Origin of the sequence: Polaribacter sp. Q13 (genome assembly GCF_016858305.2) — a bacterium.
Classification (GTDB): Bacteria; Bacteroidota; Bacteroidia; order Flavobacteriales; family Flavobacteriaceae; genus Polaribacter.
This window is the reverse complement of record NZ_CP074436.1, coordinates 3007945-3030845: the sequence shown is the minus strand read 5'-3', so window position 1 is coordinate 3030845 and position 22901 is coordinate 3007945. Positions and strand designations below refer to the sequence as shown.

Below are 22901 nucleotides of genomic sequence, written 5' to 3'. Positions count from 1 at the left end.
TTATATTTGTTTTTGCACCTAAATAGTTCTATCAGTTTCTCCTGCTTTTTTAAGCTCATTTGCATGATATATTTTAATATGGCTTAAAACCGTTTGAAAAAATATTTGATAATCTTTTCAATACTCACTAAAACAATATTTAATACCGCCTCTCTATTACCCATGTCTAAACTCAACAAAAGGTCATCAATACCTAATATTTTAGGTGATGTTTCTACAAACTTATCTTTTAAAATTGCCATTCTTATTGCTAAAGAAATGGATGAAAGTTTAGCCCATTCAAATAAGTATATACTCGTTCTAATTTATTTAAATCACCAACTAAATTAAGGTCAGTAGAGTAGCTGTTAAATATAATTCGGGAGCAATTGTATTTATATAACAACCACTATTAGCTCTAATTCCAATTAACTTAAACCCACTCATAAAAAATAACTTTATTTAATTTGAAATCCCACTAATAAAAGTCTCCACAAACTCTAATATCTTATTCATAATTCTTTCTGTTTTAGTTCCCCCATCAATTACCTAATTGAATAGAGTATTTTTTTTCTAAAAAATCATCTATTTCATTTTGTTCAGTTAAACTAGACAGAACTTCTTTCTCTATTTCTGATAAATCACATATTCCGAAACTTTTTATGTAATTTTTAGCTACAGAAAAATAATTCCCGGCATATGGTTTACTTGTATTTTTAATATAATACCAAAAAACTTTTGACATTAATACCTTCTGTAAAATAAGAAGGTCTTCTGTAGACTCAGACAATACTGCATAACCATTATAAAATAACAAATCAGTGTCTTCTGTGAGGACAAAACAAGGTTTATTGGTTATGTAAGGAAATAGTAACTTAAAACCATTTAAAATCAGTGCTTGGTTTCTACCAAATGCAAACCATTGATCATATTTCTTGTTTCCTTTATCTCTTTGGGCTAGTACTTTTTTGTTAGATTTCAAATACTTAAAAGCAAATGGATAATTTGTTTTAAATTCAGATTCAGTAAATATTTTAAGTACTTTTTCATCTGTTTTAAATAACTCAGTATTATTCAGTTCAATATTGTAAGGAAAAATCAACTTTTCAGTTTTACTCTCAAGTTCTAATTCCGATTTTAAAGTATTTGGTTTTATAGCATTTTTACAAATCCCTTTTTCAATTTTATATTCAACACCATCTTTCAAAAGGTAATAATATTCATTATCTTCTTTGACAGGTTTGAATACATAAATATTGTTTTTTAGTGTTGCAAAACCGTTTCGTATTTCAAATTTCCTACCTAAAGGAGTTCCACAGTTTTCTATTTTTGATATAATTTTTTGAACTTTCTTATTAATTAAATACCATCCATTAAAATCATCAAGATTAGAGTAAGGAATGCTTATGTAGTTTGATTGTTTTATTTTTTGAATTTCTCTACTTAACCTCTTTACATATTTAACAGAAGAATCTTCTACTTTGCCAATAATACAAATACAAGTATAAGTTGACCTTTTTTTAAACAGTTGTTCCCCTCCAAAATCTATGATGGATAAATCGAACTTGTTTTTTGAAAAATAACTTCTTACAGATCGTCCATTTAAACTTTTGTAAAAGGTGTTGACTGTTATATATCCTAAAACTCCATTTCTATTTAAGTTTTCCATTCCTATTTCAAAGAATGGAATATATAAATCTGGTTTTCCTATAGACGAAACGCTCCAATTTTTTAATAAATCTTTTGTTTCTTCATCTATTTTTGATGAACCAACATAAGGTGGATTTCCTACAACAATATCAAAACCATCATTCTCATTTAAAGTTTCGACTAATTCCCAATTAAAGTTGAGTGCATTACCACAATACAGGTTAAATTCGAATGCTTCACAATCCTCATTATTTTTTATAGCGAGTAATGAAAGTAAAATTTTTGTTCTTTTAATACTGTATTCTTGAATATCTAAACCATAAATGTTATCTCTATAGATTTCAAAATAATTCTTATCCGTTTCATTTATTAAAACTTCTGTAATAGTTTTAAAGAAACCTCCGCATCCACAGGCAATATCTCCAAATTTTAAATTAGATAATGCTTCTGTGTTATGTTTTTTAATAGTTTGTTGTACTATATGTTTTCTGATATATTCTGGTGTAAAAATGGCTCCGTTTACCTCTTTGTCCTGAGGAGAAATAACAAATTCAAAAAGCTCTATTAGTTCTTCAATATCAAATGTGTTTTTATCAAATAGTTTGATAAAGTCATTTACTTGTTCAAGTTCTTTTTCTTTATATATTATTAATTCATTGATAAACATGTTTTCTACATTTTCAATTTTATTAATCATCAAAAATGAAGACACTAAAAGACGATTAACATCTTTTGTGTCGTAAGAATATTCTTTTAAATATTTAAGCACATTTTGATTCATATTAGCTTATGTACAATGGAAAAAGGTTATGCATTGTGAAATCTTGATGTGTGTTTGTTGAATCAAAAGCCTTAAAATATGGAGTCCATAATCTTTGCTGAGCACGTTTCATAATCTGTTGATATTCATACTTTCCTTTTAATTCGTTAACAAATGGAAACTCTTTAGAACTATAAAAGTTTGAGATAATAAAATGAAAACCTAAAAAGAAATCCATTGGTGGGTGCGGTAATCTAGGACTAGAAAAAATAGAAATCTCACCAGTGTCTAGACCTTTTAAATATTCACCGCCAAAATGGAAATGATATGTTGGATGAGTATATTTTGGCTCAGAACTATCTATATGTTTATCTAGGTGCCAACAATTTTTATAAGGTTTACCATCTCCTTCGTCAGTACTAGCATAAGAATCAATATTTAATTCGAATAAATAATCTTGCGCTATAATATCATTTATTTTATAATCCTTTTTATTCAGAGAAATGGTGTTATCCAAAGATATTTTATATTTATTTAAAGTTTCTGGCATTGTACCAGAAATTCTTTTATTTAAATTAAAAATAATATCCTTTATTTCATATTCGAATGAAGTTAAGGAATCTATTTTTCCTTGTAAGTTATATAACGAATTAAAATCTCCAATTTGATATTCACTGACTAACTCTAAGAATTTACTTAAATCATTTCTTAAATCTCTTAAACTCCAACTATCCATTCGCTCTCTCTTTTTTAACTAATTCACGAATAGCTTTTTTATCAATTTCACTTATTTGATTTTTGTATTCATCCATTTTACCAGCCATAGCAGATTCTATAGATAAATATTCTTTTTCCTGCCAAGGTAAATAATCCTTTAATAATTCAATTCCGTCAAATGGATCTATGGGTTGTCTTGAGTCTTTGCAAATTGTCCAAAAATTAGAGCTTAATGAATGTTTTGTTTTAGTTAATGGGACTAAGTTTTTCAAACCTAGTTTTTCTTTTAATAATTTTACTCTTTCCTCTGCTGTCAATCTTCTCAATGATGTTTCTGTGCTTATTGTTTTACTCCACCAATTATTGATTTTATCCATCCACCACCTTTCTAGGTAATCTGAAAAAGCGCCTGAGTAAATTGTTATGTTAATTATTTCTAAAAGTTTGCTCCAATCTTCGGATTTTTGAGATACCCCAAGTCTTGCAGAAAGCACATCTTTACCAATCATTACACCTATTGGTCTAACAACATCATAATATATAAAGCTACTTAAAGTAAAAAGATTATTACTTATTACAGCTGCATCAGATTTGATTCTAGAGTGCAGTGTGTAACTTTCATCAAATGCAATAATCTTATTTAAATTAAATCTATGTTCAACGATTATTTTATATGAATTAACAAAAGAATCTAATTTCTTTTTAAATTTAGATTTGTCGTTTGAAAACTCTTGTTTAGTTAATACAAAATCAAATAAATCCTGACTAGTTAAATCCTTATCAAATTCTCTCACTTTAATACCTTCATTAGACATTAAAACTAAAGGGAAATCTTTTAAGTCATTTTTGTGTTTTGTTCTAAGGGTTTGAGCAATGGTAGGAGCATCAAAACAAGCATTGTTTTTGCCTTTAGTTAACCTATAGTCTAAAACACAAGCCTTTGTTTTAGAATCTAATTCCTTGAATAAATCTGAAATATCGGATGTGGGATTATAAAGTTTAACTTCATATCCTAAGTTTCCAATATCTTTTTCACGACTTTTTGTTTCTAAATCGTCTATGTATAGTACTTTATAAGCCATAATCATCTAATTCTTTATCTGTTGCTTTAGGTATTTCTATTCTTATACAGGTGTTAAAATTTTCTTTTGGTGATACTACTTGAATATTCCCTCTGTAACTAGTCACAATATCCTTTACTATTTTCAAACCTAATCCTGTTCCTGTTATTTCGTTGCTTTCGTCTATTTCCTCCAATGTATTTGGAGAAGTAGTTGTAAAGAATTCTTCAAATATTTTTTCTTCATTTTCTTTAGATATTCCATCTCCCGTATCTGAAAACTCCAAAAACATATTATTTCCCTCTAAACCACATTCTATTTTTATTTCTCCTGATTTTTCCGTTCTTTTTATTGCTTTTTTTGCATTTGTATAAAAATTAAAAAGAATAGAAGACCATTCAGATGGGTGCATAGGTCTTGTGTATAAATAAGAACCTTTTCGTATTGGCAAAGTAAATACAATATCGCTTTTCACAGCATCATTGTTTATTGATTTCCAGAAGTTTTCAGCTACATTTTGAATCTCAATAGGTTTTAACTCTCTAACAACATTTTGAGAAATCACATTGTCAAAATACGAGGTGTAGCTTTTAAAAGTTGTGATATTTTTATCTAAAATTAAAAGTCTTTCAGTTAAAATAGCATCAGAACGTAATTTTTCTAAAAGAAATTTCACATCAGATTCCATACTACTCACATAATCTCTTACTTCATGAATAAATTGCCCGATTGTTATGCCAACACTACTTAAAACTCGTAACATTGATTTTTCTTTTAGCATTTTACTAGTTTCTTCTTTTTGTAGTTCGGCTACTTTTTCTATATCTTTTTTTAGTTTCTGAACTTTCTTTCTCCTTTTTTGTTTAATCTGTATATTTCCTTCTTCTTTTTCTAATTCAAGATCTAAAGCTTCAAGTGTATGTGCAATATTTTTAATTCGTACTTCAATTTTTTCCCAAACTTCTCCCTCTTTTTTTTGACCAGAAGCAATTTTTATATTTCTCACCTCTGCAACTTTAATCACACCAGTTATTAAAGTTCTATATAGAAAATTTTGTAATTGAATTAAGGCCTCATTTTCTACTAAGCCTTCTCTACTTGATGTTTCATTAAACTTTTTTTCTAGATCAGTCAATTCTACAAATCCAAAAAAGTTAATATTACCATGAACAGGTAGTATTGATCTTTGTCTAATAGAAGCATCAAGTTTTAACCAATCATCTTTACGTTCTCCATATGGCAATACTCTAAACCCATTTCTATATAACCTAACTCCGCCATATTCTCTTGCTAATTTTCTTATACTTGACTCATGCATTTTAGGTATCAAATTATTACCATATATGTAATAGTAAGCTTTAAATCTAACTTTCTTTAATTCTGAAAAGGGTACGGTCATATCGTCTGGATCACTCCCAATTTCACCATACTCTTCTATTTCTAATTTTTCACTAATTACAGAATAAATACCTAAACCATTATCATCTATCCAACCTTCAATTTCAGCTAATGCGTGCTTGTAAATCATTGAAGATTCATCAGCAATTATTATTTCTTTAGAGTTTTCTACTTTTTTAAAAATAGTTTTAAAACCTGGATCAACTATTTTTATATCTTCTAGCTCATTATCTTCTTTTAATTCCGATAAAGGAAAAGGTTGGATAATTGCACTTACGTATCTATAAATTCTTTTTATTGCCGCTTGAGACCATCTATCTCTTAAGCCATCAATTTTCAGGGTTGTGCCTTCTTCTTTTTGCTTTTTTATGGAAGTAATTTTATTAGTTATATTTACTAAATCTATATCTCCAACATATTTATCCCATTCTATTGTTAATTCTAATGCTTTTTCACTCTCTTTTGTCTGTGTTGTGATGGTTAATTTTTCACCAAGTCTTTGTACAGCAAATCTTCCAATTCCTTTTTGACCTGAGCGCTTTCTATTATACCTTTCAGAAAGTGGATTACGTAATTTATCTGTAGAAGATATCCTCATAAAACCATTAACTAATTGCTCTTTAGTCATTCCAAGTCCATCGTCTTCAATAAAAAGTGTTCCACCAATTGAATCTGAATTTTCAAATTTTAATGTTACAGTTTTGGCATCTGCATCATAAGAATTTTTAACCAGTTCAGATACCGCTGTTTCTTGTCTGGCCACTAATTCTGTTCCTAGCCTATCAATTACTCCAGCATCTACACTAAACCGTACATTATCTTTGTCAAAACTTGCAAGTTTTGAAGATAATTCTAGAATTTTACTGTAATTACTAGAATCATTGGCTAAGGTTCTTTCTAATTCCTCCCTAATTTGTTTTTCTTCCATCATTACATTGTTTTAATTCTAGTATTCAATTCTGTAATTCGCTCTATCAGTTTATCAAAAATAATGGTATCTCCATAAAACATACTTTCTTGCATGGTTTTATAATCTTTTTCCCAATCTTTAATTGTTTCTTCTGGCGGTATAATATTAATAGATTTAGGTATGTGATTTGCATAATCAATACCTCTTATAGCATTAAAATTCTTTCTATGTTCTACAATTATAGCATATAGCACAGTATCTTTAAGAGCTTCTATTCCATGGGCAGAATCCATTAATTTTTCTAAATCATATAAATGACGACTCATTCTTTCTACTCGTATAAATTTGGTTTCTTTTTGAAACTCTTCATGTAGTAAAAATATTTTTTCTAAGAACGTACGTTTTGGAGATACTACAGGAATTGTAATCTCTTTTTCCGCAAATGGAAGCTCACTAAACGCACTAGATACTATTGAAATAATTGCTTTATTATCTACAGGCTCCATTAAAGACCTTGCCCCAACTTCTATTAAAACTCTTGGTTTTAAATAATCAGATTCTTCCGTTAAAGATTTGTAGCGTAATTCAATAATCAATGGGTCTGTATCGGTATTTTTTGTTTCTTGAACTACTAATTCATAATCAGTTACCCCTAATTTTATCAGCTCATTATTAATGTCGTTATAAAATTCTGTACCAATAAAATTAAAAGAAGCCTTTCTTAGTTTTTTTACTTGTGTTTTACTCAATTCTCCTTCAAAACCAAGATGTTTTCTATCTATTACTAAATCAATATCTTCAGAAAAACGTTCTATTAAATTCCAAGCTTTACTAAGTGAAGTACCGCCTTTAAAAACTATTTGATTCGCATAAGGTAAAGAGAAAATAATATTTAATGACAAAGTAACCCACCAATCTTTTTCGACAGCAGAAGATGGCAAACCAGAACGTTCACTTGTTTGATTAAAGATATTTATTTTATCTTTTTTACTAAGTTTTATAAAGTTTTTCATTATTTTCTATTCTTTATAATTTTTGATATCCATGCTGGTGCTAATTTAGCATCATGCTCTCTAATTTCTTTTTCTTCTAACTTAAGGTGATTACGAATTTTCTCTAATTGTTCATCCGTAACATTATCTTTTCCTATCTCTTTTAAGGCTTGTATAATTAAACCTGTTAATTTTCCTTTTACTAATAAGTTTTTGGGTGTGGTTCTTTTAAATTTAATAGTCCTTTTTCCAACAACAACACTGCGAGAAGCTCCATCAGTTAAAAAAACAATATTCATAGGAATTTGAGTTGATAGTCCTAATTTATTTAGCGCTGTTATTCCTGTAGGAATAATTCGTGCTTTGTCTCTATCTGCAATTGCATTCGCAATTTCTTCTATTGAAGGATATAATACACCCAATAGTTTGTCTTGCTTTGGGTATAAATATATTCCATGAGCTAATCTTATTAGAAACTCTTTATTAGTAAGTCTTAATAGCGATTTTTTTACAACTTCCACATTTCCAATAGCATCAAAGTTAGAAGGAAATAGAATACTTCCTCTTTTCATTGATTTTATTTCATTTTCAATTCTAGCTTGAACTGATTGCATCATTGCTTAATTATTTATGTCCCAAATTTAGTAAATATTTGGGACAATAATTTGCTGAATTTAGATTTTAAATATAAAAATTAGAATAGAAGAAATTATTTTGCTTTTAGTACCTTTTTTAAATCCAGAGATAACACTCTGTTAATTCAGAGATAACACTACTATAAAAATTATTTAACTGTTCTAATATTGGTTTATAGCGACTAGTTAAATTTGAATCAAATTAACATTTTAGTCTTGCTTTATTATTTCTCAAAAAAGTAGATTGCTTTGAAAATGCGCCTTAACAACAATAGAATAGTCATTGTATATTTATATAAAAGTATAAATGTCTCTTTATATAAAGATATAGTAATTTTTACTTCTAAAACTTACCCTTGTAGTTTTTCCGTTTTAAAAATGATTTGATTTTTCTCTTCATACTAATACTTAAAAAATCAGATTGTTTTTAAAATGCCCCTAGCGGGAAGCGACACGTAAGATTTGTATAAATCTATAATTGTTCTTTTGTATATTCATATAAAAGTATAAGTGTACATTTATACAAACGTATAAAAATATAAAACTATTTTTCTCTTAAAACTAAATATCTAAACTCGATTAACTTTTGTTTAATTATATGAAATTTTAATTTTTCATCTGTACAATTAAGACTTACGGCTGTAATATCAGCAGATAAAATATTTGCTCCATTTATTTGATGCCACTTAGGATTAGAACATAAGTCTTCAATTCCTTTTTCAATTAAACCTTCTTTAAACCCTGAAACATCTAATTCAACTTCAAAGAAAAAATTATCAAATACTTTAAATCCTTCTGAATGATAAAAAGTGTTTTTTAGTAGACCAACAATAATATTATTATTTTTTAAATACATATTTACGCTTTTTAAACCTGTTAAAAATTTTATTAATTACAAGGTTTCCAACTATAATTGGTTTTTTATATTTAACTTGTTTGAACACTTCTTTAGGTTTTTGAGTTCCGAAAAAATCATTCTTACCTTAGTAAGCAAGTTTATTTTTATGTAGCGATTTGTTAAAATCGTGTGCATAAAGATACATCTTGCACTTTAAATTTTGATATAAATATTTACAGAAAATTTCTAAAAATGTTTCAAGGTTATTATATAGAAATAGTCAATTACCTCTAAAGTTATTTTTTTAAGCAACTTGCAACAATACTCTAAGAATACATTTGTATAAAAGTATTTTTGTATAAAAAATAATAGTATAAAGGTATCTGAGAAATAATAAAGCAAGCTTAAAAAATACAACTTGCTTTATTATTTCTCGAACACTCTCTCAAAATCGTCTAGAGTTACCCGTTAATTCAATAAAATTAAATAATTCATATAATCTATCGGCAACTCGTACGCCGTAATATTTTTCTATTTCTTCTATCGATAAATTTGTTGTTACAAAAGTTTTAATTCCATATTTTTTGAAATTATTATACCTTATCTCTAAAATTCTTCCTATTAATTTTTCTCGAACCCCCCAAGAATTTGCTAATTTTTCTGTACCTAAATCATCAAAATGAATATTACCCGTAGTAAGTCGTTTAACTATCTCTTCGCCATTTATATTGTAATCTGTAATAATATCATGGACAGATACATTTTTATACCACAAGTGCTTTAAATTGTATTTTAAGCTGATGTTTTGAACTATATCGAAGATTGAAGACTTGCCCGAACCACAATTACCAAAAACTAACAATCCTTTTCTCAATTCTCCATCCGTTTCCTTTTCAAAATCTAGGTTATTTGTGAAGTACAAAGAAATTAATCTTAAAAATCTCTTATTACTATCGTCAACAATAAATTGTCTATTCATTTTTAAAAAGTATGCTGTAGCTTCTTTAAATAAAACTGTTTTGAATTCTGCTGTAGTAATCTCCTTGTCTGGTTTTGTTTTAGGGTTTCTTACTTTTTCATTATAAACCTTATGCTTGTCTCTTTCTTTTTTTTCGAGCGCAATTCTTTTTTTTCTTTCTTTTTCAGATTCCATTCCTATTTTTATTTTTAATCGCTGACCTAAACTGCTCATTATTTTCTTGGATTTACTGAAATTTTATGATTTTCACTTTTATAAAATTTATTATTATTTATTTTTCCTTTTTGTTTAATGTTAGTATTAGTATGTTTAGGAGAAAAACCGTGTCGGTTTTTTTCGGTAACGGTTTTTACCGTGTCGGTTTTTTTCCTATACGGTAAATAATTAACATTTGGTTTTTCGTGAATGATATAAATATTAGATACAAATTTTCCTAACTCTCTTCTTTTTGTTAACCTTGTTAACCAGCCCTTATCTGCCAATTCATTCATATATTTTCTCAAAGTATCTTCACTACAAACCAATGCACGACACAATTGTTTATTATAAAAAGTCCAATCATTAGGTCTTGAAGCTAAATACACAAATAGAAACCTTCCTCTATCACTAATACAATTATCTTCAATTAGTTGATTTGGTATAATTGTAAAGCTCTTTTGAATTTTATTTTTAATCTGATTCATACCTCAAAGACTTCAGATTAGAATGACTTTTGTCTAGCGTACTCAAGAAGTTTCTTTTTTGAATAAAAAATAGGTCTTCCAATACGCATATATGCATCCCTTGGTATTTTACCAGATTTTCGCCAATCAATAATTGTGGTTACACTAATACCTAAAAGTAACGAAGCTGCTTTTTGAGAAAGTTTTTCATCATCAGTAGGTATTGAAGAGTCTACTAATTCTGTTTGTCTTATTTCATTTATTACTAGACGAACTGCTCTTACTAAATCGTCTTTATTGTGTGTGTAGAATAATACGTTTGCCATCTTAATTTGCTTTATTTAGATTAAACTTCAATCTATGTTTAGATAAGGCAAATCTCATTAAAGTTCACAAAAACGACAATAGACTTAAAAAAACTGTTACTAAAATTCCCTTTTACATAAAGAGTTTCAGAGTTTTTTTATTTTAATAGCCAGTAAAAAAATGATATTTTTATTTAAAATTATGCTTTATTTTATGAAGTTTAACTTCAGAAGAAATAGGAGTATATTTTGAGAGGTTTTTACTTCCTTTAATGAAATGCTCTTTTAAAATTTTTCGATTATTTGCAACAGAATTATTAGAGTTTTTTTCTCCACAACAAAAATTATTTGTTATAATTTTTGAAGCTAACAATGGATTAAAATTATTAAAGCAATTTTCATTTTGCATAATTATTATAATTGCTCTTATATTATTAATTTCTACAGCAGAAAGATTATCCAAAACAGGATATTTACTGAAATTATTAAAAGGAAATTTATGATGTCTTTTTTTATCAAATTTAAAAGATGATAAAATTGAATTAATAATTCTTCTCTCAAATTCAGTATGTAAATTTAATATACTCGCTAAAGTCGTTTTCTTTTCATTGGGTACAATTAAGAATTTTTTAAATAACTCAAATATTTTATTTGGAGAAATTACACTTTTTAATTCGAGCTTATTTGTAATTTCTCTAGATTCTTTTTTTTCAGTTTCTAAATCGGATTTCTCAACATAGTTTTTTAAGTTTTCTAAAGTTTTGTTTAAATGATTCATAAATTAATTTTCTATAATTTCAACATTATTCCAAGTATTGTCCATTTCTTGCCTTTTAAAATCTTCTGCAATTTTAACGTAACGTCTAAAACTTTCCTCTTTCTTATGTCCTGTAATATTTCTAACAACCATTTCTTTCATTCCTAAAATTAAAGAATTGGTTACAAAAGTTTTACGAGCTGTGTGCGACGTAATTAATTCATATTTAGGAACTGTTATTTCGATTCTTTTCTGCCCAACATATCTTGTCTTAGTTATGAGTGAATCTATTTCTACTATTTTGCAACACTCCTTTATGTACTTATTAAACTTCTGGTCAGAAATTACAGGTAAAGGTTCGTGAATTGTATCTTTATATCTTTCTAAAATTTCACTAGAGAACTTGTTTAAAGGTATTTTAGTGTTGATTGCTTTCGTTTTTTGAATAGTGATCAACAAGTAGTCCTTTTTTACATTTGAAGGCTTTAGAGCTTTGTAATCCGATATTCTCAAGCCAGTTACAGAATTGAAAATATACATATCTCTTACTTGGTTTAATCTGTCAGATTCGAAATCATGTTTATAAAGCGTCATTAATTCATCCATAGTTAAATAGATAATTTCGGTTTCATCCTCTCTAGCTTTAAATTTTTTATACTTCAAATTACTGTGATATTCTTTATCTAAAGACCAATTCATAAAAGTTTTTAAAACCTTTATAATAAATGCGAAGTAGCTGTTTTTGTTCTTTCTTTCTGTAAAAGTATAATCCTGTAATTTTTCGAAAAAGGTACTATCAATTGAATCAAATAACAATTTTGTCTTAGAATAGGCTTCAAAATCTTTGAGAAAATTTATAGTTGTAACATAAGACTTAATAGTTCTCGGTGCCTTTGTAGACTTACTTGAATCTTTAAATTCCTCAAAAGTTGGAAAAAACTCATGCGTAAGGTTTACTTTATCTAATCCATTTTCAAGCTTCTCTAAAATATAATCTTTAGTAGGATTGATATTGTTTAGCAGTATATACCTAAACAATTTCTTTATTTCATCCTCTCTTTCGTCAATTATCTTATTGTATTCTATGTGATAATTATAAGGGCTATTTTTCCTTGGAGGATTAAGACGTTCACTTCTTTTATCCCAAAGAGATTCTTTACAGTTAACACCTTTTATTACTTTGAATATTTTACAGTCTTTCGCTGTAATTAACATTCTAATAGGCATTAACCCTTCTTTATTAACCTTATCCTTTCTTAAATGAAATGAAACTTTCATAACTATACAATTTAATACAAATATATAAAACAGGGCAATTAAAAGGGCTACCTATTTAAATAAAATTTGATTAAAATTAATTTCATATAAATTAATTAAGCTATATTATATAGTATTTAAAGGGTTTAAGTAGATATAAACTGATTTAAAAACACAGGTACTCCCACCTTGAGTACCATTTAAAAGAGTTATTACGTTAATATAAAACGTTTTAGCTCTTTTTTTTTGTAAAATTCCGAAAATAGCCCGAAAACATCTTTTAAATATTAATAGAAGTTACAAAAAATAAAAACTAATATTTATGAGTACCATCAACAGACCTATCAACCTTTATACAATTTCACATAAAAACCTGAGATAATAAACTAACACTACAGAAAAGATATCTAAGTGATAATACACAACGGGGTATCTTACTTTTTTACAACTGATATATTTTTTTCATTAAACCCCACTATTCTCCTTTTTCACTCAACAGAAGTCCTTGTTGATATTTCTACTAAATCCAAAATAACGCACTGTAACACCTATTCTTGTTTAAAAACGAATAGTAAATAAATAAACTTTCTTAAAATTACCAAAACGAATCACACTGAAATTGTTTCAGCATGTTATGCCTTAGTAATACAAATAAATATCAAAATGAAAAATTAAATTCAAGGTATCTATCATCTATTTATATGAAATCTATAATTTTCATTAAATCTAAAGGATGCTGTAATACCTGTGCAGCGCCAGCATTAACAAGACTTTCCTTATCTCTAAATCCCCAAGAAACACCTACGGGAAGCATATTTGCATTTTTGGCCACTAAAATATCTACATCTGTATCACCAATAAAAATGGTTTCTTCGGGCTTTACACCGATCTCCTCACAGACTTCCAAAGCTACTTTGGGATTTGGTTTTTTATCAACCTCAACTTTCAATCCCAAAACCGGACTCAAGAATTCTGGTAATAAAAAGGCCGCTATTTTTTTAGTCAATGTATCTTCTTTATTAGAAAGCACACTTACTTTAATATTTTTAGCATTTAATTTTTCTAATAATTCTAATATGCCTTCGTAAGGTTTTGTTTTAACTGTGCAAACCTCACTATATACCTGCATCATATCTTTAAGACACGCTTCTACTTCTTCATTTTTAGGATTCTCTTCTGGAAGCGCACTCACTACTAAACTCCTAACCCCACTACCCACAAAAGTTTTGTAAGTTTCATAATTGTATGTAGGATAGTTGCGTTTTTTAAGAACAATATTCATCGCATCCGCAATATCCTTTATAGAATTTACGAGTGTACCATCTAAATCGAAAATAACAGCTTTATACTTCATTTTTTTTTGATAAAATTACTAATAATATCATAATTACGAGATGAAAAACAAGAAGATTTACATTTGTTTTTTTTTATAAATATTATAACTAGTATCCACTAAAAGACTTCAGACCGCTCCGCTAAACGACAAAAGAAATAAGACTTTCTCCATTAACCATTTTTAAGTGTTATGCATATTAAAAGATCATTTAAAAAAAAAGATTCGTAATTCAAATCTTCACCTAGTAATTTCTATTTAACCAAATTGAATTTCATAAAATTAACTTAAGAACGTGCTATTTTTAGTAGACACTTGAAATATTATATAAAATAAAAATCCCTCTTTTAGAGGGATTAAAAACATTAGAAGTTATAATTCTTAACACTAAAAGGAACTATAATACTAATAATTTACTTTACTATTTTTTATTTTCCACTTAAAAACTTAGGTTTAATTACTAACATTGCCCAAGCCCAATTTTGATTATTTGCCGCAGCCGCTTCTGTAACTCCTTTTAACTCGTACATACCATCACTTGCAAACATTTGAGAATAACCAAGTACTAAAGAATAGCCTTTAAATTTCTTGCTATAAACTAAATCTATTTCTGTTCCTAAATTTTTTTCTCCACTTGCTAATTCTTGTTCTCCTCTAAAGTTTAATGCTTTTACCATTAAACTAGAAGAATTATCTATGGTAAAGTTGGCACTTACATGTACATCTACCAAACCAACAGAGTTTGCGTGGTTACCCACATAAAAATAGTCCATAAAACCATTAAACTTATGGTTTGTTCCATATAAAGGAAAGAATGCTCCGGTTTCTCCTGCAGCTCCATCATTACCACTTATAACCTCTAAACCGGCTCCTAAACCTACTTTCGGTGCTACTTTATAACTTGCATCTAAACCTACTAAATAAGCACCTTTTACATCAACGTCTCCCTGACGTTTTCCTGTTTGTAAAAATGCATTTGCAGACAACCCAAAACTTCCGTCTTTATACTCTAAATGCGTTCCTAAAGTTTGTAAATTACTAACTCCATCTGCTTCATTTGTTGTAGCATCAAATTCTTGAAAACCGTTGTTTAATATTAATAAACTACCAGATAATTTTTCCCATTTTTGCTTCATATATAACATTTGCATCGTTTTATATGAGAAATAACCTGTTGTATTATACGCAGTTCCTGCGGATTGAAATCCTGTTGGATTTGAATAATCTTGGTTAAATGCTAGTGCAAAGTCTAACATAAAATTGTTCTTTTTATACTTAATTAAAGCAGCATCATGATTTCTACCTTGTTGTGCCCAATCTAAGCCTCCTAAAATTCTTTGATCATCATAAGATAACACTTGACGACCAACTCTTGTAGATGTATTTTCTCCTAATTTAATTTCTGCCCAAGCCTGAAAAATAGCAAATGAGTTGTTTTGATCATAAGGTAAAATTTGTCTATTTTCTCCCCAAACCATTACGTCTTGTAAACTAACATATACCCAATAATTATCGGTCATGTAGCTTGTGTTTAACCGTACTCTTGTAGAAATTCCAAACCCTGCATCTGCTGCATCCGGAATTAAACTTCCAAATCCGTTTCTGTATTCTGTACGTGGTCTAAACTCTCCGTCTAAAGTAAGTTGTGCGTTTACAAATTGGAAACTCACTAACAATAACGCTAAAACTATGTATTGTTTTTTCATTTTTAATTCTATTTTAAGTTCTAATTTAATTTTTATTTGAGCACGCAATATAAAAAGACAAAAATATCTTTTTTATGATAAAACTCATATTATCCTGTTGAAAAACATCTTTATTTTAAACTTTTGTATGTTGTATAAATTGATGTTATTTAACGAGTACTATTTTCTGGAAACTACTTTTAGAAGCCTCACAAAGAGGACATTCATAACTTTCTGACAGGTCGTTAAAAAACGTCTTTGGAGGAATATCTTGAGTAATATCTCCTAAAGATTCATCATAAATGGTTAAACAATCTGTACATTGATATACTTCTAATTCAACTGCTTCTTTCTTAGATGCAACCTCTTTTTCATCTTCTTTTTCGCTACCTAATTGATCAAAATACAACTGACTTAATTCCATTAACAAACCTGGTAACTCTACCTTATCCACATCTTGTACGTGCATAATATATTGCCTAGTATTTGGATCGAAATTTTTAGCATATAACAGGTTATACGTATCTCTTGTCTGAAAATTACCAATCATTTCTGGTTGCTTATTTTTTTCAACTACGATGGATGTAAAATAATAAGCCGCTTTGCTATAATCTGTAATTCCGAAGGTTAAACCATAGGTACTAATATCATTCTGATCGAAGTTAGAAACCAAGTATTTCTTTAAATTTAAGGCATCTTTATTTGCTACCGGAATGTGCCAATTTAACTCTAACATAGAATGGCGAACATTGATTCCTCGCTTGCCTAAAAACTTCTCCCAAACCAGTTTAGATTCTTTCGGAATCCCTTTAACCACAAAAGATTTCCAAGGTGTAATAGAAATTTTTCCTATCTTATTTTCAGAGCACAATTCGCACATTTCTTTTAAGAAAGAAATATCATATTTATTGTTTCTCCAATACAAGCCCAACCAATATTTATCCATACCAATTTTGTTCATTCCTTCAAAATAAGGAAAAGGATAAAAAGGCACTTCTAAAGGTTTATCAACCGTTCTATTATTGGTATCTATGGCATCACTTACCAAGTCAAAAATCATTTCTATGGTTTCTGGTTCTTCCTGAAGGATGTTTTCTATAGCAGTTTCAATTTTATCTAAATCCCAACTGTAAATTAAAGCAGGATACATTTGTGTCTTTTTCCATTCTGGAAGCCTTACATACAAATACCAATAATCTTCATGTTCTGAAGCTATAAAATTTATATTCCCTGTAAAAAGCGGAACCAAACGTTGTTTTGGATCTGTTAAATTTATTTTTAATTTTGATTTTGAACGAAACTGTTCTAATAAATACAAGTACCGATCTCCCGTTAACCAAGAAGTGCTCGGAAAAATATCTGCACAAACATAAGACGATACAATATTTTCTACACCAGTTTCATCAGCTTCAATTAATTTTAATTTATCAAATTGAGATAATTCATCTTGATTTATTTTTTTGGGTAATAAAATATCTTGTCTAGAACCAAAAGAAATCGTTTTTTCTCCTAAACTTTCTACAGATTCGCAAATATATTTTAGCTCTCCTGGAGATAAAACACCACCTCTAACTATTAATCTATTTAATTGCTTGCTCATACCGTTACTTTTGCATTATTCAAAATATCTCTTACTTCTGTTTTACAGCTTCCACAACCTAAACCGGCTCCGGTTTTGTTACATAATTCTGTAAAATCTGTACAACCACTTGCAATGGCTTCTTCTATATTACCAGCACCAACCTGACTGCAAGAACAAACTAATTCACCCAACATAGGCGTATCGTTAGAAGCACCTCTTAACAAAGTGTCTCGCTTGTCAGACATTTCAATCTTACTCTCTATTAAAGTTTTAAACTCTGCAAATTCGTTTTTATCACCTACTAAAACTGCTCCAATTAATAAATCGTCTTTTACAATACACTTCTTATAATATCCTTTAGAAATATCTGTGAAAATAATTTCCTCGTAACTCGGATCGTTTTCGGGTACTTTAATTTCACCAATGCTACACAAGTTTAAATCGCTGAATTTTAAAATATTCATCAACACAGAACCTTTGTAAGCTTCACTAATATCTCCCGCAATAAAGTTCGCTAAAATTCCTGCTTGTTCCTCTGCTGCAGAGGTAATTCCGAATAATTTATTTTCGAATTCTGCAATTTCTCCAATGGCAAAAATATCTGGATGTGAAGATTGTAAATGCTGATTTACTTTTACACCTCGTCCGCATAGAACACCATTATTTTTTGCAATTTCTATATTTGGTCTGGTACCTATTGCATACACAATTGCGTTTGCGTTTATATATTTTCCAGATTTTAAGTTGATGGTTAACTCACCTGTATCTTCATCATCAAAAACAGTACTTACTTCATTATCAAAATAAATTTGAATACCTCTTTCTTGTACATTTAGAGATAATAATTTACTAGAAATCTTATCTAATTGACGTTCCATTAATCGAGATGCACGCTGAATGATTGTAATTTTCACATTCTTGTGTTTCATGGCAGCAGCCAGCTCTAATCCTAATAAACCACCACCAACAATTACAACATGTTGTTCTTCTGGCGGCAAACCAGTATTGTCTAAATATTTTTTAAAGCTATCTGCATCACTTTTATTACGCATGGTAAAACGACCTGGTAAATCTATTTGTACATCTTTCGGAATAAAAGGTCTACTTCCAGTTGCTAAAATTAATTTATCAAACGAATGTGTTTCTCCGTTAGAATCTGTAACTACTTTGGTTTCTTTATCAATCTTAGAAATAATTGTTTCTGGGTGAATTTTGATATTTAATTTACCTAACTCCGTATTTTTAATCTTTAATAATTGCTCCCAAGAAAGCTCTTCTGTAATATATTCTGGTAATAAAACACGGTTGTAAAACAGGTTCTTTTCCATAGAGAAAACATGAATTTCATCAACCTCATTATAATCTCTATAATTTTGTAAAAAACGAAAAGCGGCAGCACCTGCACCTGCAATAATAATTTTGTCTTTCGGTTTTTTATATTTTGAAACACTTACAGATGTAAACTTAAAATCGGGTTCTTTAGAAACCGGATCTACATGTGTATTTGTTAAATTATTAGCTCTATTTAAATTACTTTTTAGCACTTTACCCCAATGCATTGGCAAGAAAACAACTCCTACCTTAATATCTTCTGTAATTTTTGCACGAACTCTCACAACTCCGTTTGCACTTTTTATTTCGGTAATATCTCCTTCTTTAATTTTGTTTAAAAAAGCATCTACAGGGTTAATTTCTAAAACAGGTTTTGGGTAATGTGTTTTTAATCTTGCTACTTTCCCTGTCTTTGTCATGGTGTGCCACTGATCTCTAATACGACCCGTGGTTAAAATTAAAGGAAATTCATCGTTTGTTTTTACCGATGTATTTTCTATGGTAGATGGAACATTAAAAATTGCTTTCTGAGAAGGTGTATAAAACTTCTTATCTTCAAAAAGACGCGGTGTTCCTTTACTTCTATATTCATTTACAGGCCACTGAAAAGTACCTTCGTTTTTTAATCGATCATAATTTAAAAAAGAAACATCAATATTTGTTCCTTTAGTCATTGACGCATATTCGTCGTAAATTTCTTCTGCTCCATTAAAATCAAAACCTCTAAAGCCCATTCTTTGTGCAAAATCACAGAAAATTTCTACATCTGGTCTTGCTTCTCCTGGAGCTTCTATTTCTTTTGGTAAATAAGAAATTCTACGTTCAGAATTTGTCATGGTACCTTCTTTCTCTAACCAAGCTGCAGCTGGTAAAACCAAGTCTGCAAAAGCTAAAGTATCTGCTTTGTGAGAAATCTCTTGCACCACCACAAATTTAGATTTTGCCATGGCTTTTTCTATCTGATGAGAGTTTGGCATACTCACCAACGGATTTGTACTTGCAATCCAAACAGCTTTTACTTTTCCGCTTTCTAAAGCATCAAATAATTCTGTTGCTGTTAAGCCTGGTTTTGCAGATATTTTATCTACTCCCCAAAACTGAGCAACTTCTCTTCTGTGTTCTTCGTTTCCTAAATCTTTATGAACTGCTAATAAGTTTGCCATTCCGCCAACTTCTCGTCCGCCCATTGCGTTTGGTTGCCCTGTTAACGAAAATGGACCAGCACCTGGTTTACCAACTTGCCCCGTTATTAAAGATAAGTTTATAAGTGAGGTGTTTTTGTCTGTACCAATTACACTCTGGTTTAAACCCATTGCCCACATGCTGATAAATCCTTTTGCAAGACCAATCATTTCTGCGGCTTTTTGAATTTCTTTTGCCGGAACTCCACAAATTTTGGAAGCTTGTTTTAAAGATGTTCCAAAGATTACTTCTTTATAACCATCAAAACCTTGCGTATGTTTTTTGATAAAATCTTCGTCAATTAAACCACTTTTATACAAACACCTACCAATGGCATTGTGCAAAACAACATCGGTTCCTGGTGTTAATTGCAAATGTAAATCTGCAAATTTTGCTGAATCTGTTTTACGTGGATCAATTACTATAACTTTTACCTTCGGATTTTCTTCTTTGTGTTTTTCTATTCGTCTAAATAAAATTGGATGACACCAAGCAGGATTTGCACCTGTTATTAAAAAACAATCTGCTAATTCTATATCATCGTACGAAATTGGCACACTATCTTCTCCGAATGTTTTCTTGTAACCAACCACCGCAGAACTCATACATAAACGTGAGTTGGTATCTATATTATTGGTTCCTAAAAACCCTTTTGTTAGCTTATTTGCTATGTAATATTCTTCGGTTAAACTTTGTCCTGATACATAAAATGCTACTGAATCTGGACCATGTTTTTTTATGATGGATTTAAAAACGTTCGCAGCTCTATCTAAAGCCGTATCCCAAGATACACGCTCACGCGGATGCGAACGAGACCATCGCATTTCTGGATATAAAATTCTGTCTGAAGTATCATTGGCAACGTAATGAAGATTCATCCCTTTAGAACACAACATTCCTTTGTTTACAGGATGATCCTTATCACCTTCAACAAAAACCTTGTTATTGATGTCTTTTTTTACGATAATTCCACAACCCACTCCACAATAAGAACACGTTGTTTTAATTTCATTTTTAATCATGTAGACCAATATTTTATACTAAATACGACATTATAATTATACCTACCAAAATTCCATTTTATTATTCTGAATACACTAAAAAAAGTATCTAAAAAGGAAATTTATTATCAATCTGAATTTATTTCAAATTCTTTTGAATTTCAACAAATTGTCATACTAAAACAAGTTCAGTATGACAATATTTAATCCTTTTTATTATCCTTTAACATTTATAGGAACTAAAACTGGATTTACACCTTCTGGAATTTGCTCTTCTTCCTCTTCCGTAGAAAATCTTATTGTTAATGCCACAATACCTGTAACTACAACGACAAAACCAATTAGTAAATATCCGCTAGAAACAGCACTTGAAGAAGCGGCAGATTGTGCTGCTTTCACAACCTCTGCACTTAAACCTTCACTAGATAAAATTGCTGATTTTTCTGCCAATGCAGATTTCGATTTTAATAACATTGCTGCTAAAAAAGCTCCTACGTTTCCTCCTGCTCCCACAATACCGGATACAGAACCTATTGCTTTTTTATTGATAAATGGCACTACAGAAAATGTTGCTCCTTCTGCCATTTGAACACTTAAACTAAATAAAATCAATAAAACAACTCCTAAAACTAAACTTGTAGCTCCAGAGAAAAATATCAACATTACTCCTTGTAATGTTAAAATGAAAGATAAGAATAAAACACGACCTCTTAAGCCTTTTAACTTTCCAAATTTATCACCAAAGAAACCACCTAAAGTTCTTGCAAAAATATTCATCAATGCAAATGACAATACAATGTTACCAGCTGTAACTCTTTGTAATTGAAAAGTATTTTGCAAATAATCATCCATGGTACCATATACCGTTAATTCAATTCCGAAACTTGCTGCATAGACAACAAAAAGAATCCAAACCCTATAATCTTTTAATACTTCTAAAAAACCAACTTGGTCTTTTTTAGTAACCACCATTTCTCCAGCTTCTTTTAACTCGCTAAAATTTCCTTTTGGCGTATCTGTTGTAAAGAAGTAATATACAATTCCCATTGCAAAACAAACAATACCAGCAATTACCATAGAATATCTCCAAGCCTCACCATCTGCAACACCAAAAGCAACAACTGCTGCTGCTATTAATGGCATCCCTAATCTATTGGCTCCACCACCTAAATTTCCCCAACCTGCAGAAGTTGCATTTGCAGTACCTACAATATTAGGCGCAAACATTAAAGAAGTGTGTACTTGTGTAATTACAAAGGATGCACCAATAAAACCAATAAATAGTCTACAAACTAAAAATTGAGTGGGTGTTTGTACCAACCCACATAAAATTACAGGAATTGCACCTAACATTAACAACCAAGTATAACATATTCTTGGTCCGTATTTGTCACATAATTTACCAATTAGTAAACGGGCAAAAACAGTACCTGAAACGGCTAAAATAATTGAGTTCCATTTTTGGTCTGGTGTTAATCCTAAATCTTTTACAACATCTGGCATAAAAGGGACAATACCAAACCATGCAAAAAAGCATAAAAAGAATGATATTGAGGTAATCCAGAATGTACGAGTTGCTACATTTTTAAAATCGAATAGACTTAATTTTGTTGACTTTTCTTGAGCTAAATTTATCATAATACATATTTTTAGTTACACAAAACTAAGTATAAATACTTAATTACAATGCTAAAAATACGTATTTTTTAAAATTTACTAGATTGATAATTACGTAGTATCGAATTTAAGAATTTGATAAAATTGGGGTTAAAAAATGAAAGGAGTGTAAAGTTGTTCAATAGAAATTTACTGACAAAAGAGTTATTTCACTGACATTCAAAGAGAAATGAAGACACACACAGAGCTTTTCCCTTTGCGCCCTTGGC

The 22901-nt window shown here is 29.4% G+C and carries 18 protein-coding genes; all 18 read right to left on the bottom strand.

Translation table 11 applies throughout. From position 1 onward, the window contains the following. Positions 1-83: 83 nt before the first annotated feature. Positions 84-242, bottom strand: coding sequence for a hypothetical protein (locus JOP69_RS12660; protein WP_203393421.1), 159 nt, complete (start codon positions 240-242; stop codon positions 84-86). A gap of 278 nt (positions 243-520) precedes the next feature. Continuing rightward, complete coding sequence (locus tag JOP69_RS12655; RefSeq protein WP_203393422.1) at positions 521-2410, bottom strand: DNA methyltransferase; 1890 nt, start codon at positions 2408-2410, stop codon at positions 521-523. Between the two features lies 1 nt (position 2411). Next, the gene (locus JOP69_RS12650; RefSeq protein WP_203393423.1) at positions 2412-3125 is read right to left on the bottom strand and encodes a hypothetical protein; all 714 of its coding nucleotides are present in this window, start codon (positions 3123-3125) and stop codon (positions 2412-2414) included. After that, positions 3118-4188, bottom strand: coding sequence for a hypothetical protein (locus JOP69_RS12645; RefSeq protein WP_203393424.1), 1071 nt, complete (start codon positions 4186-4188; stop codon positions 3118-3120). Before JOP69_RS12645 ends, JOP69_RS12650 begins: the two co-directional genes overlap by 8 nt. Further along, entirely contained in the window at positions 4178-6496 is a 2319-nt protein-coding gene (locus JOP69_RS12640; RefSeq protein ID WP_203393425.1) for an ATP-binding protein, read from the bottom strand. Before JOP69_RS12640 ends, JOP69_RS12645 begins: the two co-directional genes overlap by 11 nt. Beyond that, complete coding sequence (locus JOP69_RS12635; RefSeq protein ID WP_203393426.1) at positions 6496-7488, bottom strand: nucleotidyl transferase AbiEii/AbiGii toxin family protein; 993 nt, start codon at positions 7486-7488, stop codon at positions 6496-6498. Before JOP69_RS12635 ends, JOP69_RS12640 begins: the two co-directional genes overlap by 1 nt. Beyond that, entirely contained in the window at positions 7488-8084 is a 597-nt protein-coding gene (locus JOP69_RS12630) for a DUF6088 family protein (protein ID WP_203393427.1), read from the bottom strand. The genes JOP69_RS12635 and JOP69_RS12630 overlap by 1 nt, the downstream gene beginning before the upstream one ends. 562 nt (positions 8085-8646) lie before the next feature. Then, a complete protein-coding gene (locus JOP69_RS12625; RefSeq protein WP_203393428.1) occupies positions 8647-8958 on the bottom strand; it encodes a hypothetical protein in 312 nt (103 codons plus the stop codon). A gap of 427 nt (positions 8959-9385) precedes the next feature. Continuing rightward, positions 9386-10132, bottom strand: coding sequence for a hypothetical protein (locus JOP69_RS12620; RefSeq protein WP_203393429.1), 747 nt, complete (start codon positions 10130-10132; stop codon positions 9386-9388). Further along, the gene (locus tag JOP69_RS12615) at positions 10132-10602 is read right to left on the bottom strand and encodes a helix-turn-helix domain-containing protein (protein ID WP_203393430.1); all 471 of its coding nucleotides are present in this window, start codon (positions 10600-10602) and stop codon (positions 10132-10134) included. Before JOP69_RS12615 ends, JOP69_RS12620 begins: the two co-directional genes overlap by 1 nt. A gap of 17 nt (positions 10603-10619) precedes the next feature. Then, the gene (locus JOP69_RS12610) at positions 10620-10907 is read right to left on the bottom strand and encodes a helix-turn-helix domain-containing protein (protein WP_252191115.1); all 288 of its coding nucleotides are present in this window, start codon (positions 10905-10907) and stop codon (positions 10620-10622) included. A gap of 169 nt (positions 10908-11076) precedes the next feature. Next, positions 11077-11664: a hypothetical protein gene (locus tag JOP69_RS12605; protein WP_203393431.1), complete on the bottom strand. Its 588-nt coding sequence runs from the start codon at positions 11662-11664 to the stop codon at positions 11077-11079. A gap of 3 nt (positions 11665-11667) precedes the next feature. Then, complete coding sequence (locus tag JOP69_RS12600; protein WP_203393432.1) at positions 11668-12921, bottom strand: site-specific integrase; 1254 nt, start codon at positions 12919-12921, stop codon at positions 11668-11670. A 676-nt stretch (positions 12922-13597) separates the two neighbouring features. Further along, entirely contained in the window at positions 13598-14254 is a 657-nt protein-coding gene (locus tag JOP69_RS12595; RefSeq protein WP_203393433.1) for an HAD family hydrolase, read from the bottom strand. 407 nt (positions 14255-14661) lie between these two features. After that, positions 14662-15939, bottom strand: a complete 1278-nt coding sequence (locus tag JOP69_RS12590) for an alginate export family protein (protein WP_203393434.1) — start codon at positions 15937-15939, stop codon at positions 14662-14664. Positions 15940-16084: 145 nt separating this feature from the next. Beyond that, the gene (locus tag JOP69_RS12585) at positions 16085-17518 is read right to left on the bottom strand and encodes a rubredoxin (protein ID WP_203393435.1); all 1434 of its coding nucleotides are present in this window, start codon (positions 17516-17518) and stop codon (positions 16085-16087) included. Continuing rightward, positions 17515-21036, bottom strand: coding sequence for a nitrate reductase (locus tag JOP69_RS12580; protein ID WP_203393436.1), 3522 nt, complete (start codon positions 21034-21036; stop codon positions 17515-17517). Before JOP69_RS12580 ends, JOP69_RS12585 begins: the two co-directional genes overlap by 4 nt. A 195-nt stretch (positions 21037-21231) precedes the next feature. Continuing rightward, positions 21232-22653: an MFS transporter gene (locus JOP69_RS12575; protein ID WP_203393437.1), complete on the bottom strand. Its 1422-nt coding sequence runs from the start codon at positions 22651-22653 to the stop codon at positions 21232-21234. Positions 22654-22901 lie beyond the last annotated feature (248 nt).

Bases quoted from the DNA above. Each gene is read 5' to 3' on its own strand.
- JOP69_RS12595 (WP_203393433.1), bottom strand. From the start codon at position 14,254: ATGAAGTATAAAGCTGTTATTTTCGATTTAGATGGTACACTCGTAAAT.
- JOP69_RS12580 (WP_203393436.1), bottom strand. From the start codon at position 21,036: ATGATTAAAAATGAAATTAAAACAACGTGTTCTTATTGTGGAGTGGGT.
- JOP69_RS12605 (WP_203393431.1), bottom strand. From the start codon at position 11,664: ATGAATCATTTAAACAAAACTTTAGAAAACTTAAAAAACTATGTTGAG.
- JOP69_RS12650 (WP_203393423.1), bottom strand. From the start codon at position 3,125: ATGGATAGTTGGAGTTTAAGAGATTTAAGAAATGATTTAAGTAAATTC.
- JOP69_RS12610 (WP_252191115.1), bottom strand. From the start codon at position 10,907: ATGGCAAACGTATTATTCTACACACACAATAAAGACGATTTAGTAAGA.
- JOP69_RS12615 (WP_203393430.1), bottom strand. From the start codon at position 10,602: ATGAATCAGATTAAAAATAAAATTCAAAAGAGCTTTACAATTATACCA.
- JOP69_RS12640 (WP_203393425.1), bottom strand. From the start codon at position 6,496: ATGATGGAAGAAAAACAAATTAGGGAGGAATTAGAAAGAACCTTAGCC.
- JOP69_RS12630 (WP_203393427.1), bottom strand. From the start codon at position 8,084: ATGATGCAATCAGTTCAAGCTAGAATTGAAAATGAAATAAAATCAATG.
- JOP69_RS12660 (WP_203393421.1), bottom strand. From the start codon at position 242: ATGGCAATTTTAAAAGATAAGTTTGTAGAAACATCACCTAAAATATTA.
- JOP69_RS12645 (WP_203393424.1), bottom strand. From the start codon at position 4,188: ATGGCTTATAAAGTACTATACATAGACGATTTAGAAACAAAAAGTCGT.
- JOP69_RS12575 (WP_203393437.1), bottom strand. From the start codon at position 22,653: ATGATAAATTTAGCTCAAGAAAAGTCAACAAAATTAAGTCTATTCGAT.
- JOP69_RS12620 (WP_203393429.1), bottom strand. From the start codon at position 10,132: ATGAGCAGTTTAGGTCAGCGATTAAAAATAAAAATAGGAATGGAATCT.
- JOP69_RS12655 (WP_203393422.1), bottom strand. From the start codon at position 2,410: ATGAATCAAAATGTGCTTAAATATTTAAAAGAATATTCTTACGACACA.
- JOP69_RS12625 (WP_203393428.1), bottom strand. From the start codon at position 8,958: ATGTATTTAAAAAATAATAATATTATTGTTGGTCTACTAAAAAACACT.
- JOP69_RS12585 (WP_203393435.1), bottom strand. From the start codon at position 17,518: ATGAGCAAGCAATTAAATAGATTAATAGTTAGAGGTGGTGTTTTATCT.
- JOP69_RS12600 (WP_203393432.1), bottom strand. From the start codon at position 12,921: ATGAAAGTTTCATTTCATTTAAGAAAGGATAAGGTTAATAAAGAAGGG.
- JOP69_RS12635 (WP_203393426.1), bottom strand. From the start codon at position 7,488: ATGAAAAACTTTATAAAACTTAGTAAAAAAGATAAAATAAATATCTTT.
- JOP69_RS12590 (WP_203393434.1), bottom strand. From the start codon at position 15,939: ATGAAAAAACAATACATAGTTTTAGCGTTATTGTTAGTGAGTTTCCAA.